The sequence below is a fragment of the Pseudomonas sp. No.117 genome, assembly GCF_054558395.1.
On the sequence record NZ_BAAJNP010000001.1, the window covers coordinates 1 to 13,249 of the forward strand.

Consider the following 13,249-nt stretch of genomic DNA (forward strand, 5'->3'; position numbering starts at 1 on the left):
CAGAGGGCGTCAACAGGTTATTTTTCAAAAAGGCAAAAAAGAAGGGGCTGCTTGCGCAGCCCCTTCTCTTATCGCCTCTTAGGTCCGGCCGATACGGCGGTTGCGCCAGAGGGTGGTGAAGGGTCCGGAGACGGCGTAGGCCAGGAAGCCCAGCAGCAGGACACGCGGCGGATCGGTGAAGACCACGGCGAAGACCAGTACGGCGATCAGGATGACCACGAAGGGTACCCGCCCCTTGAGACCCAGGGTCTTGAAGCTCCAGTACTTGAAGTTGCTGACCATGAGCATGCCGGCCGCGGCCACCATCAGGGCGACCAGAAGCGACAGCTTGGAGCCCTGGATGCCGAAGTCACTGAAGCACCAGACGGTACCGGCGACCAGGGCAGCCGCGGAAGGACTGGCCAGGCCAATGAAGTAGCGCTTGTCCACCGAACCGATCTGGGTGTTGAAACGAGCCAGGCGCAAGGCGGCACCCGCCACATAGATGAAGGCGACGGCCCAGCCGACATTACCCAGGCCGCTCAGGGCCCACTGGAAGGCCAGGATGGCCGGGGCGACGCCGAAGGCGACCATGTCGGAGAGCGAATCGTATTGTTCGCCGAAGGCACTCTGGGTATTGGTCATGCGCGCGACCCGGCCATCCAGACCGTCGAGCACCATGGCGATGAAGATGGCCGCGGCAGCCGCGGAGAAGCCGGCGGAGGCGATCTCGTACTGGCCCTGGATGAAGGCGGTCTGGGCGGCGACCCCCTTGATGATGGAATAGAGACCGGCGAACAGCGCCGCGGTGGTGAAGAGGTTGGGCAGCAGGTACACGCCCCGGCGTCTGATCTTGCGACCCTGGGCGTCCTGCGTCTCCTCGATGTGCTCATCCACGGGGATGAGGCCGTCGGTGTTGGTAGTGGACGGGGTTTCTTCGGGACGCTCGCTCATGGATTTTCCTTGGGCATTACCTGACGGATTGGACTGACCCCTTAAGGCTAGGGTTCAGCCTAACCTCCCATGCTAAGGCATTGCCGGGGTCGTGGGCAGTGCAATAAAAAACGCGGCCGAGGCCGCGTCTTTTACCGGTCGTTACAGGGCAGGCGCCCTGCCCGATCAGTTCTTGGTCTTGTCGACGATCTTGTTCGACGCGATCCAGGGCATCATGGCGCGCAGCTTCTCGCCCACCTGCTCGATGGGGTGAGCGGCGTTGTTGCGACGGTAGGCGGTCATGGAGGCGTAGTTGGACGCGCCCTCGGCCACGAACATCTTGGCGTACTCGCCGTTCTGGATGCGCTTGAGCGCATTCTTCATGGCGGCGCGCGACTCGGCGTTGATCACCTCGGGGCCGGTCACGTACTCGCCGTACTCGGCATTGTTGGAGATCGAGTAGTTCATGTTGGCGATGCCGCCTTCGTACATGAGGTCGACGATCAGCTTCAGCTCGTGCAGGCACTCGAAGTAGGCCATTTCCGGGGCATAGCCGGCTTCGACCAGGGTTTCGAAACCGGCCTTGACCAGCTCGACCGCACCACCGCACAGCACGGCCTGTTCGCCGAACAGGTCGGTTTCGGTCTCGTCCTTGAAGGTGGTTTCGATGATGCCGGTACGGCCGCCGCCGACGCCGCAGGCGTAGGACAGGGCGACGTTCTTGGCGTTGCCGGAAGCGTCCTGGTGGACGGCGACCAGGTCGGGGATGCCGCCGCCCTTGACGAACTCGGAGCGCACGGTGTGGCCCGGGGCCTTGGGGGCGATCATGATGACGTCCAGGTCAGCGCGGGGTACGACCTGGTTGTAGTGAATGGCGAAGCCGTGGGCGAAGGCCAGGGTGGCGCCCTGCTTCAGGTTCGGCTCGATCTCGTCCTTGTACAGCTTGGACTGGAATTCGTCGGGGGTCAGGATCATGACCACGTCGGCGGAAGCGACGGCGTCCTTCACCGGCTTGACGGTCAGGCCATGGGCTTCGGCCTTGGCCACGGTGGCGGAGCCGCTGCGCAGACCGACGACGACGTCGACGCCGGAGTCCTTCAGGTTGCAGGCGTGGGCGTGGCCCTGGGAGCCGTAGCCGATGATGGCGACCTTCTTGCCCTGGATGATGGAAAGGTCACAGTCTTTGTCGTAGTAAACGCGCATTGCAGGTTCTCCTGGAAAAGGGGGTATCAGATGCTCAGGGCTTTGTCGCCACGGGAAATTCCGGTCACGCCGCTACGCACCACCTCGAGGATGGACGCGGCGCCGATCGCCTGGATGAAGCTGTCGATCTTCTCGCTGGTGCCCGCCAGCTGAATGGTATACACGCTGCTGCCGACGTCCACGATCTGGCCGCGGAAGATGTCGGTGGTGCGCTTGACCTCGGCGCGCTGGGCGCCGGTGGCCTTGACCTTGATCAGCAGGAGTTCGCGCTCGATGTGGGCGCTCTCGGACAGGTTGACCAGTTTCACCACCTCGATGAGCTTGTTGAGGTTCTTGGTGATCTGCTCGACCGTCTCTTCCTGACCGATGGTGGTCAGCGTCAGGCGCGACAGGGTCGGATCCTCGGTCGCGGCGACCGTGAGGCTTTCGATGTTGTAGTTGCGCTGGGAGAACAGGCCGACCACGCGGGACAGGGCGCCGGGCTCGTTTTCCAGCAGCAGGGAGATGATGTGTCTCATGTTCAGGTCCGCTCCGTCTTGCTCAGCCACATGTCGCGCATCGCGCCATCCTTGATCTGCATCGGATAGACGTGCTCGGTGTTGTCCACGGCGATGTCGAGGAAGACCAGGCGATCCTTCATGGCGAAGGCCTCGGCCATCATCGGCTTGAGGTCTTCCAGACGCTGGATGCGCATGCCGACGTGGCCGTAGGCCTCGGCCAGCTTGACGAAGTCCGGCAGGGATTCCATGTAGGAGTGGGAGTAGCGGCTGCTGTACTGCATGTCCTGCCACTGGCGGACCATGCCCAGGGCGCCGTTGTTGAGGCAGACGATCTTCACCGGCAGGTCGTACTGCAGGCAGGTGGAGAGCTCCTGGATGTTCATCTGCACGCTGCCTTCGCCGGTCACGCAGGCGACGTCGGCGTCGGGGAAGTTGAGCTTGACGCCCATGGCCGCCGGGAAGCCGAAGCCCATGGTGCCGAGGCCACCGGAGTTGATCCAGCGATTGGGCTTGTCGTACAGGTAGTACTGGGCGGCGAACATCTGGTGCTGGCCCACGTCGGAGGTGACATAGGCATCGCCTGCGGTGACGTCGTAGAGGGTCTCGATGACGGTCTGCGGCTTGATGATGCTGCCGTCGCCCTTGTCATAGGGGAACAGGCCGCGATTGCCGCGCCATTCCTCGATCTGCTTCCACCAGGTGGCCTGGCTTTCGGCATGGGGCTTCTCGTTCAGCTCGCGGACCACGGCGACCATCTCGGCGAGGACGCTGTCCACCGGACCGACGATGGGCACGTCGGCCTTGATGGTCTTGGAGATGGAGGCCGGATCGATGTCGACGTGGATGATCTTGGCGTTGGGGCAGAAGCGCTTGGCACCGTTGATGACGCGGTCATCGAAGCGCGCACCCACGGCGAGGATGACGTCGCTGTGGTGCATGGCCAGGTTGGCCGGGTAGCTGCCGTGCATGCCGAGCATGCCGAGGAACTGACGATCGCTGCCCGGGTAGGCGCCGAGGCCCATCAGGGTGTTGGTGACCGGCAGGTTGAGCAACCGGGCCAGCTCGGTGAGGGCACCGGAGGCGCCGCCGAGGATGACGCCGCCACCGGCGTAGAGGATCGGCCGCTTGGCGGCCACCAGCATCTCGACGGCCTTGCGGATCTGCCCGGAGTGGCCGCGCTGCGCCGGATTGTAGGAGCGCAGCTTGATCTTCTTCGGATAGACGTATTCGTACTTCTTGGTCGGATCGCCCATGTCCTTGGGGATGTCCACCACCACCGGACCGGGACGACCGGATTCGGCGAGGTAGAAGGCCTTCTTCAGGACCTCGGGGATCTCGGAGGGATGCTTGATGATGAAGCTGTGCTTCACGATCGGCCTCGAGATACCGACCATGTCGGTTTCCTGGAAGGCGTCGGTACCGACCATGTTGCTCGGCACCTGGCCGGACAGGACCACCATGGGGATGGAGTCCATGTAGGCGGTGGCGATACCGGTGATGGCGTTGGTCGCACCGGGACCGGAGGTCACCAGCACCACGCCGGCCTTGCCGGTGGCGCGGGCATAGCCGTCGGCCATGTGGGTGGCGGCCTGCTCGTGGCGAACCAGAATGTGGTTGAGCGCCGGTTCCTTGAACAGGGCGTCGTAGATGTGCAGCAGGGCACCGCCCGGGTACCCGTAGATGTGTTTCACGCCCTCGTCGCGCAAGAAGCGGACGACCATCTCAGCGCCAGTTAATAGCTCCACGTATCACCTCATTCCACGCGTGGCGAACGCCCATCAGGGACGTTCAAGGTTCGGTTGACTGCAAGGCAGAGCACGGGCGACGGTGATCACCGACGATTCAGCTGCCTAGAAAGCCTTGTTGGAAGGTTCCGATGAATGCTGGAGCTTCCACCCGACGCGAGGTAACGCGGTGCAGGGTATTTGACTGTGGCGGCGCGGGTAGGCACCTCATGGTCTGCCGAGGAGTCAGCTTTGGGCCGATTCGCTACAGCGAACTTTGGATTGTTCGCATTCGACCGGTGCAAGTCAAGCCGAAAGGTGTGGGCAGACGCAATAGATCGTCGGCGATCGGCTGGGATGAAAAGGTCGGCGGCACCTCTTATAGTGAAGTCCTGTCCTTCCCTCCTCCCAGGATTCCCATGCGCTCGATCTTCTGGCTTTCCGCCCTGGCTTTCGCTTGCAGCCTGTCCGCCCAGGCCGCCCAGGTCTACAAATGGACCGACGACAAGGGCGTCACCCACTTCAGCGCCCAGCCGCCCGAGGGGCAGAAGGCCAATGAAGTGGACGTGAAGACGGCGCCGCAGATCAACGGCAGTGGCAGTGCGCCCACCTACAAGATGCCCAATGGCGCCCAGCAGCCCTCGGTGTCCAACGATGCTCAGCAACAGGAGCTGGATCGCCAGGTGAAGGCGCAGGTGCGGGAAGACCAGGCCAAGCTCAAGGAGCAGTGTAACCAGGCGCGCAACAACCTGGCGCAGCTGAGAAACAATCCGCGCATCCTGGTCCAGTCCGGCCGGGGCGAGACGCGCCGGCTGACCGAGGAAGAGCGTCAGCAGCGCCTGGCCGACACCCAGCTGTCGATCGAGCAGAATTGTGGCAAGTAGCTCAGGGGCTTTCGATGAGCCGATCGAACTCGGCCAGGGAGGCGAGCAAGGGCAACACGGGATCGAGGTTGCCCTGGTAGACCACTTCGGCCATCGGGCGGATGCCCGAGCGCGCCGGCAGGACCGCATCGCTCTCGATGATCAGCTTCATCCGCGGCAGGAAGATCCACTGCAGCCACTGGGCGAAACTCAGGGTATCCACGCAGAAGGGCTCCTGGCTGGCCAGGGCCTCGGCGCTGGGCGCCTGGGGCGACCACCAGCCGAGCAGGCGCAGTTCGCGCTCGATCCGCAGCAACTGATCGGCCAGGGCAGGCAGGCGCTCGTCCATCAGGTACCCACCTGGGCCTTCTGGCGGGCCAGCGCGGCGCCGGAGGCATCGCCCTGGGCCTCGCGGGCCTGGGCGATCAGCTGCCAGAGACTGGCCTGCAGTGCAGGGCGGCCACCCGCATAGGTCAGGGCGCGACGGGCCAGCTGCTCACCCTGGGCGGGATCGTTCTGCGCCAGGCGGACCTGGGCCAGGCGATAGAGCACCTGGGGCTCGCGAGGAGCGATGCGCATGGCCCGTTCCAGACTCGAGGAGGCGCCGTTGAGGTCACCCCCTGTCTGCTGTTGCTGCGCGGTGGTCAACAGGGACAGGACCGGGCCGTCGAGCTGTTCGTCGGCGGCCAGGCCGGAACCGGCGGAACCGCCCGTGGACGGGATGCCAGTCGGCGCGGTACTGGCTGCAGCTCCGCCCTGGCTGGCAGGCGGATAGACCGGCTGCGAGTAGCTGGACTGCAGCGGCGCCTGGGCAGCCGGTGCACTGGTGCTGGACGAGGTGATCAGCGGCGCGGAGGCGGCGGGCGCGGCAAAGGTCTCCAGCGGCGCAGAGCTGCCGCCCGGCACCATGACGGTCACGCCGGAGTCCGCCGGCGTCGCGGGCGCCGCAGCCACCGGGGCCTGGCGCTGGACCGGCAGCGGCCGGTTGTTGCCCTGGCGATAGAGTTCGCCATTGGATACCGGGCCGCCGGAATCGACCACCGGGATGGCACCACGCTGCGGCGCGGCGCAACCGGCGAGGAGAACACCGGCGATCACCACCGGCCAGACTGCTTTCGTCACCTTGCGACCTCTCAATTCAACCAACCCTTGACCCAGTCCATGACCGGATTGCCGCCGTTGCCGTTCCCGCCGGCGGCGGGCGCGGCCGGCGCGCCACAGGAGGCCCCCGCCGGCGGTTCACTGCCGCGAATATAAGGCATCTGCACGGCGTTGGGACACGAGGGATCGGTGCCGCGGCCCGTGGTGGCATCCACCCAGGCCTGGGTGATGTTGTCCGGCACCGGCATGTCCAGCGAGACCGGATCGGCGCGGCGCATGAAGTTGCTCCACACCTGCAGCGCGCCGGTGGCGCCGGTCAGCGGTGTCTTGCCGTTGTCGTCGCGCCCCAGCCAGACCACCGCCAGCAGATCCTGGCTGAAGCCGGAGAACCAGCTGTCGCGGGAATCGTTGGTGGTGCCGGTCTTGCCCGCCAGGTTCACGCTGGTGGGAATCTGGTTGTAGACCGAGCGACCGGTACCCTCGCGCATGACCCTCTGCATGGCGTACTGCACCAGGTAGATGGCGCCGGTATCGAAGCGCTGCTCGATCTGGAAGGGATAGCGCTTGAGCGGCTCGCCATTGGCGTCGAGCACGCTGCGGATGCTGCGCAGCGGGGTGTTGAAGCCACCATTGGCCAGCGTCTGGTACATGGTCGCCACTTCCATGGGCGTCAGGGCGCCAGCGCCGAGCAGGGTTGCCGGGTAAGGCGGCAGGGCGCGGCTCACGCCCAGGCGCTCGACGGTCTTGAGCACCTCGGGCACGCCCAGGTCCAGACCCAGGCGTGCCGTGGACAGGTTGTAGGAGTGCGCCAGGCCCTGGTAGAGGAAGATGGTGCCGTGGGCCTTGTGCTCGTAGTTCTGCGGCCGCCAGACCTGGCCATCGGCGCCCTTGACCGAGAAGGGCTCGTCCTGGATCAGGGTGGTCAGGGTGTACTTGCTGGGTCGCTCCAGCGCGGTGAGATAGACCGCCGGCTTGATCAGCGAGCCGACCTGGCGGACCGCATCCAGCGCCCGGTTGTAGCCGGCGAAGCGCGGATCGCGCCCGCCCAGCAGGGCCTGGACCTCGCCGGTTTCCGGATTGGTCACCACCATGGCCGACTCGACGTTTTCCGCGCCCTTGCGGCCGTCGATGCGCTTCATGGTCTCGCCCATGGCCGCCTCGGCCTTGGTCTGCAGGATGGGATCGAAGCTGGTGAAGATGCGCAGGCCTTCCTCGGTGAGGTCTTCGTCGCGGTAGTCCTGCTTGAGCTGGCGCTTGACCAGATCGACGAATGCCGGGAAGGAGCTGTTGGTCAGGCTGCCGGCCTTGGTGATGCCCAGCGGCCGGGCCTTGGCAGCCTCGGCCTCGGTGGCGCTGACCACGCCCTGCTCGGCCATGAGGTCGAGCACCAGATTGCGGCGGGCCATGGCGCGCTCGGGATAGCGCCGCGGATTATAGTAGGACGGCCCCTTGACCAGGCCGACCAGCAGGGCGACCTGGTGCAGTTTCAGCTCGCTGAAGGGCTGGCCGAAGAAGTACTGCGCCGCCAGGCCGAAGCCGTGGATGGCGCGCGAACCGTCCTGACCGAGGAACACCTCGTTGAGGTAGGCCTCGAGAATCTCCTGCTTGCTGTAGTGCAGCTCCAGCAGCAGCGCCATGAGGGCTTCGGTGCCCTTGCGGGTGATGCTGCGCTCGTTGGTGAGGTAGAAGTTCTTCACCAGCTGCTGGGTCAGGGTACTGCCGCCCTGGCGCACCTGGCCGCTGGTGGCGTTGACCCAGACGGCGCGGGCGATGGATTTGGGCGAGACGCCGTGATGATGCCAGAACTCACGGTCCTCGACGGCCACCAGGCCATCGACCAGGTGCGGCGGCGCCTGGTCGAGCTTGATGAGGATGCGATCCTCGTTGTGCGCCGGATAGATGCCGCCGATCAGCAGCGGCTCGAGGCGGGCCACGGCGAGGTTGCTGCCATCCAGGGCACTGACGCCGGACACGGTGCCGCCGGCGAAGCGCACGCGGATCGCCCGGGCCGGCTCGACGCCTTCGTAGAACTGGAAGCCGCGGGTGTTGAGCTCGACCGTGGAGGCGCCCACGGAAACGCTGCCGGGGCCGTCCACAGTCTTCTCGCGGCGATAGCCGAGAGCATCGAGTTCGGTGAGGAAGTCGTCACGGCTGAGCTTGACGCCATTGAACAATTCCAGCGGCCGGGCATAGACCTTGGCCGGGATGGTCCAGCGCTTGCCGGAGAATTTTTCCTGGACCACGGCATCCAGATAGATGCATACGCCAGCCAGGGCTACCAGCGCGACCAGACCGAGCTTGACTGCCCAACCGGACAGACGGCGCCAATCGAAGGTCTTGCGCTTGCGGGAACGAGAGGATCGGGGTCGCTTCATGGCGGCGCATTATACGCACTTGCCCGGCAGCCGACACAGGCCGGCCAGCGCTTCGTCAGCCGAGATTCAGGGGCGCTTGCCCGCGGGATCGTCGCTTGCGCGGGCAGCCCTGACAGCGATAATGCCGGCATCCATTCCCTACAAGGACCGCCCGTGAGCCAGCTCCTGATTTCCGCCCTGCAGAACCCGGCGCTCTATCCCCATCCGACGTCGGCGTTCAGGGTCATCGAAACCCACATTTCCTGGGTCGTGCTGACCGGCGAAGTTGCCTACAAGCTGAAGAAGCCGGTCAACTTCGGCTTCCTGGACTTCACCGACCTCGAGGCGCGGGGCCACTTCTGCCGGGAAGAGCTGCGGCTCAATCAGCGCCTGACCCGCGACCTCTACCAGGACGTGGTGGCCATCACCGGCAGCGAGACCGCGCCGGAACTGAACGGCAGCGGCCCGGTGATCGAATACGCCCTGCGCATGCGCGAATTCCCCCAGAGCCAGCTGCTCAGCGAAGTCCAGAAGCGCGGCGAACTGAGCGCCGCGCACATCGACGCCCTGGCCGAGCAGATCGCCCGCTTCCACCTGGCGGCGCCCCAGGTCGCGCCCGAGCACCCGCTGTGCACGCCGGACGCCGCCATGGCGCCGGTACGGCAGAATTTCGAGCAGATCCGCGCCATGCTCAGCGAGGCGGCCGACCTCAGGCAGCTCGACCAGCTCGAAGCCTGGGCCGAAGCCAGCTATGCCCGCCTGCTGCCGCTGTTCGAGGCGCGCTGCCGTGATGGCTACATCCGCGAATGCCATGGCGACATCCATCTGGCCAACGCCACCCTGCTCGATGGCGAGGTGGTGCTGTTCGACTGCATCGAGTTCAACGAGCCCTTCCGCCTGACCGACACCATGGGCGATGCCGGCTTCCTGGCCATGGACCTGGAGGATCGCGGACTCAAGGCGCTGAGCCAGCGTTTCGTCAACGCCTACTTCGAGGCGACCGGCGACTACGCGGGCCTGGCCCTGCTCGACTTCTACAAGGCCTACCGCGCCATGGTGCGGGCCAAGATCGCCCTCTTCCGCCTGGGCCAGGCGGAGGCGCCGGAACTGCGCGCCGAGATCCTCGCCGGCTACCGCAGCTACACGGCGCTGGCCGAAGGCTACACCCAGGTGCCCCAGCCCTTCGCGGCGGTGATGCATGGCGTCTCGGGGATCGGCAAGAGCACCGTGGCCCTGGCCCTGGTGGAGGCGCTCGGTGCCATTCGCCTGAGATCGGATGTGGAGCGCCAGCGACTCTATGCCGACAGCGACGAAGCCACCCGTTACAGCGCGGCGGCGGGCGAAGCCACCTATACGCGCCTGCACGAGATCGGCGCCCAGGTACTGGCCGCCGGCTATCCGCTGGTACTCGACGCCACCTATCTCAAGCAGGCCCAGCGCGCCGCCGCCCAGGCGCTGGCCGAGGATCAGGGCATGCCCTCGCTGATCATCGATTGCCAGGCCGATGACGACCTCATCGCCCGCTGGTTGCAGGAGCGCCAGGCCGAAGGCACCGATCCGTCGGAAGCCACCCTCGCGGTAGTGGCCGCACAGCGCCAGGCGCAGGATCCCCTGCTGCCGGCCGAGCAGGACCGGGCACTGATCGTGGAGGTGGGCCAGGCAGGCCAGCTGGCAGCCTTGCCTGCGCGCATCAGCCGCCGTCTGGGCCGGACGCCGACGTCAGCATGACCTCCCGGAAGACAGAACACGCGTTCCGTCACAGCTCGTAGAGTTGTGGATTTACGGTCGCCGACGAGCGGCTTATCGTGCGACCCACGTCACAACCTCTGCGTAACAAGAAGGAATTGGCAGCATGTACCTCATTGGCGATCAGCCTCCTTATGTCGATCAGTTGCGCCAGGCCTTGCAAGCCATTCCCGCGCGACTGCTCAGTGGTGTGGCACCGAGCCGGCAGGCCCTGCACCTGAGTCCTGCCGCACTGCTGCAGGACTGGATGCGCAACGATGAGGTCTATCTGATCCAGCGCGGACCGCTGCGGGTGGTCCTGGACCAGCGCGCGCTGTTCCAGCTCGACGAGGGCGACCTGATCGGCCTGGGACGCACGCTGGACCTGCCGACGCTGGATTACGAGAGCGAGGCCGAGGTCCTGGTGCAGCCCTACGACCGCGAGACCTTCCTCGCGGCCGCGACCGCCAGCCCCGGCCAGCGGGATGCCCTGCTGCGCTACCTGCTCGGTCAGCAATCGCTGCTGGCACAGGCGCTGATCCGCCTCAAGCCACCGGTCACCCAGCCGGCGACGGGCTTCCGGCGCTATGCCGCCGGTGAGGTCATCATTCGCCAAGGCGACTCCGCCGAGCATGTCTTCGTCATCACCGAGGGGCACGCCGAGGCCTGGGTGGATGGTTGCAAGGTCGGCGAGGTCTGCCAGGACGAGATCGTCGGCGCCCTGGCGGTCTTCACCCAGACCGCGCGCACCGCCAGCGTCATCGCCAAGACCGCCTGCACGGTGCTGGTGATCCCGCAGGACCAGTTCGTCTCGCTGATGGAGACCACTCCGCGCATCGCCCATAGCCTGATCGAGAACATGGCGCGCCATATCGACACCCTGAACAAGGAAGTCACCCGCCTGCGGGGCCTCCACGAACAGCCTCCCGTCGGTAGTTAAGAAATATTCTCGAATACGCTTGACGATGGAATGAGAATTGTTATTATTCAACTCAGCCGGTCGCGAGATCGGTCGATAACTGAAGGTCCAGCAGTTGGTCTTTCGGGTTATCTCCTCATCAGGCTAATCACGGTTTTGGACCCGGCTCTGCCGGGTCTTTTTTTGTCCGGAATTCCGTGGCTAAGGCCGCTCCAGCACCGGCGAAGCACTGCTGGCCGACGGCTCCGCGCCGAGTTCATAGGCCGCGCCCAGGCGGGTCGCCGCCCACTCCGCACTGGCCGCATCCCGCGCATGGATCACCGCCAGCGGCCGGTGCTCGTCCACCCGTTCGCCGGGCAACGCCAGTTCAGCCAGGCCCACGGCGTGATCGATGGCCTCCTCCGGGCGTCGCCGCCCGCCGCCCAGCTCCACCACCAGTAGCCCGAGAGCGCGGGTATCGACCCGCCGTACCCAGCCAGGCCGCGGTGGATAGACGGCGTGCACCCGCGGTGCCCGGGGCAGGTGCTGCCAAGGCTGGCTGGTCAGGGTGGCCGGACCGCCCAGGGCCAGGTTCATGGCCGCGAAGCGCTGCAGGGCCGCGCCGCTGCGCCAGGCCTGCAGCACCTGTTGGCGGGCGGCCAGCGCATCGTGGGCCAGGCCAGCCAGCTGCAGCGCCTCTACGGCCAGGGCCTGGACCACCTGCCAGAGACGCTCGCTGCGGACCTCGCCGGCCAGCAGGGCGATGGCCTCCTCCACCTCCAGGGCATTGCCGGCGCTTCGGGCCAGGGGCTGGTCCATGTCGGTCACCAGGGCGCGGGTCCGGACCCCTGCCGCCTCGGCGACCTCGACGATGCTGCGGGCCAGGCGAAAGGCGTCCCCCTCCTCCGCCATGAAGGCGCCACCACCGGTCTTGACGTCCATGACCAGCACATCCAGCCCGGCAGCGAGTTTCTTCGCCAGGATGGAGGCGGTGATCAGGTCCAGGGATTCCACTGTGGCGGTGACGTCCCGGATGGCGTAGAGCCGGCGATCGGCCGGGGCCAGATCGGCGTCGGGACCGACAATGGCGCAGCCCACCTCGGCCACCACCTGACGAAAGCGCGCCAGCCCGGGGCGGATGAGGTAGCCGGGAATGCTCTCCAGCTTGTCCAGGGTGCCACCGGTGTGGCCCAGGCCGCGCCCGGAGATCATCGGCACATGGCAGCCACAGGCCGCGAGCAGGGGCGCCAGCACCAGGCTGGTGAGATCACCCACCCCGCCGGTGGAATGCTTGTCCACCACCGGACCGGGCAGGTCCCAGTGCAATACCTGGCCGCTGTCGCGCATGGCCAGGGTCAGGGCGGTACGTTCCGCGAGGGTCATGCCGCGTAGCAGGGTGGCCATGGCGAAGGCGGCGACCTGACCTTCGCTGAGGCTGTCATCGGCGATGCCCTGGACGAAACGTTGCAGGTCCGCCGCCGACAGCTCCAAGCCATCGCGCTTCTGGCGGATCACTTCCTGGGCGAGCCACATGGGCGGACTCCTTAAAAGTCGTCGAAGGCCCCGGGCAGCAGCTCGGCCAGGGTCCAGGTACGGGTCAGCCCCGGTTCGCTGCCGCTGCAGACGATGGTGGCGTCCGGCGCCATCAGCTCCAGCAGCACCTGGCGACAGGCACCGCAGGGGCTGATCAGGGGCACGCCGGGCGCATGGATGGCCATGGCGGTGAAGCTGCGCGGCGGTAGCCCCTGGCTGATGGCGGCGAACAACGCACTGCGCTCGGCGCAGTTGGTCAGGCCGTAGGAGATGTTCTCCACGTTGCAGCCATGGACGACCGCGCCTTCGGCGGTGAGCAGGGCGGCCCCCACGGGAAATTCGGAATGCGGGCAGTAGGCGCGCCGGGCGGCGGCCACCGCTTCCGGCAGGAGCGCAGCAAGGTGCGCGGGCAAATTGGTGTTCATGACGGTCTCCA

Annotated in this window: 12 protein-coding genes; 3 read left to right on the forward strand and 9 right to left on the reverse strand. The window is 66.2% G+C overall.

All coding sequences use genetic code 11. The features are described 5' to 3' along the window. Nucleotides 1-78: 78 nt before the first annotated feature. From pssA to ACYJP6_RS00020, 4 genes are all read right to left on the reverse strand, one after another. Nucleotides 79-933: a CDP-diacylglycerol--serine O-phosphatidyltransferase gene (gene pssA, locus ACYJP6_RS00005; protein WP_459472261.1), complete on the reverse strand. Its 855-nt coding sequence runs from the start codon at nt 931-933 to the stop codon at nt 79-81. 165 nt (nt 934-1,098) lie between these two features. Further along, nucleotides 1,099-2,115, reverse strand: a complete 1,017-nt coding sequence (gene ilvC, locus ACYJP6_RS00010) for a ketol-acid reductoisomerase (protein WP_007159689.1) — start codon at nt 2,113-2,115, stop codon at nt 1,099-1,101. A 26-nt stretch (nt 2,116-2,141) separates the two neighbouring features. Next, nucleotides 2,142-2,633: an acetolactate synthase small subunit gene (gene ilvN / locus ACYJP6_RS00015; protein ID WP_007159690.1), complete on the reverse strand. Its 492-nt coding sequence runs from the start codon at nt 2,631-2,633 to the stop codon at nt 2,142-2,144. A gap of 2 nt (nt 2,634-2,635) precedes the next feature. Then, a complete protein-coding gene (locus tag ACYJP6_RS00020; RefSeq protein ID WP_459472265.1) occupies nt 2,636-4,360 on the reverse strand; it encodes an acetolactate synthase 3 large subunit in 1,725 nt (574 codons plus the stop codon). Nucleotides 4,361-4,758: 398 nt separating this feature from the next. Here ACYJP6_RS00020 and ACYJP6_RS00025 point away from each other — a divergent pair, with 398 nt between their 5' ends. After that, nucleotides 4,759-5,223, forward strand: coding sequence for a DUF4124 domain-containing protein (locus ACYJP6_RS00025; RefSeq protein WP_459472266.1), 465 nt, complete (start codon nt 4,759-4,761; stop codon nt 5,221-5,223). Between the two features lies 1 nt (nt 5,224). Here the strand turns inward: ACYJP6_RS00025 and ACYJP6_RS00030 are convergent, their stop codons facing one another. From ACYJP6_RS00030 to mrcB, 3 genes are read right to left on the reverse strand one after another with little or no spacing between them, the layout of a single operon-like run. After that, complete coding sequence (locus ACYJP6_RS00030; protein ID WP_459472268.1) at nt 5,225-5,551, reverse strand: YqcC family protein; 327 nt, start codon at nt 5,549-5,551, stop codon at nt 5,225-5,227. Further along, nucleotides 5,551-6,324, reverse strand: coding sequence for a tetratricopeptide repeat protein (locus ACYJP6_RS00035; protein ID WP_459472270.1), 774 nt, complete (start codon nt 6,322-6,324; stop codon nt 5,551-5,553). The genes ACYJP6_RS00030 and ACYJP6_RS00035 overlap by 1 nt, the downstream gene beginning before the upstream one ends. An 11-nt stretch (nt 6,325-6,335) precedes the next feature. Next, nucleotides 6,336-8,678, reverse strand: a complete 2,343-nt coding sequence (gene mrcB, locus ACYJP6_RS00040) for a penicillin-binding protein 1B (protein WP_145008678.1) — start codon at nt 8,676-8,678, stop codon at nt 6,336-6,338. A 153-nt stretch (nt 8,679-8,831) separates the two neighbouring features. On the opposite strand from mrcB, the gene ACYJP6_RS00045 reads away from it, so the two are divergent. Together ACYJP6_RS00045 and ACYJP6_RS00050 are read left to right on the forward strand one after the other, a co-directional pair. Next, entirely contained in the window at nt 8,832-10,385 is a 1,554-nt protein-coding gene (locus ACYJP6_RS00045) for a bifunctional aminoglycoside phosphotransferase/ATP-binding protein (protein WP_459472272.1), read from the forward strand. Between the two features lie 124 nt (nt 10,386-10,509). Continuing rightward, complete coding sequence (locus ACYJP6_RS00050) at nt 10,510-11,322, forward strand: cyclic nucleotide-binding domain-containing protein (RefSeq protein WP_459472274.1); 813 nt, start codon at nt 10,510-10,512, stop codon at nt 11,320-11,322. Between the two features lie 180 nt (nt 11,323-11,502). Here ACYJP6_RS00050 and deoA read toward each other — a convergent pair whose 3' ends face one another. Continuing rightward, nucleotides 11,503-12,813, reverse strand: a complete 1,311-nt coding sequence (deoA, locus tag ACYJP6_RS00055) for a thymidine phosphorylase (protein WP_459472276.1) — start codon at nt 12,811-12,813, stop codon at nt 11,503-11,505. 11 nt (nt 12,814-12,824) lie between these two features. After that, entirely contained in the window at nt 12,825-13,238 is a 414-nt protein-coding gene (locus tag ACYJP6_RS00060; RefSeq protein ID WP_459472278.1) for a cytidine deaminase, read from the reverse strand. Between the last annotated feature and the right edge of the window lie 11 nt (nt 13,239-13,249).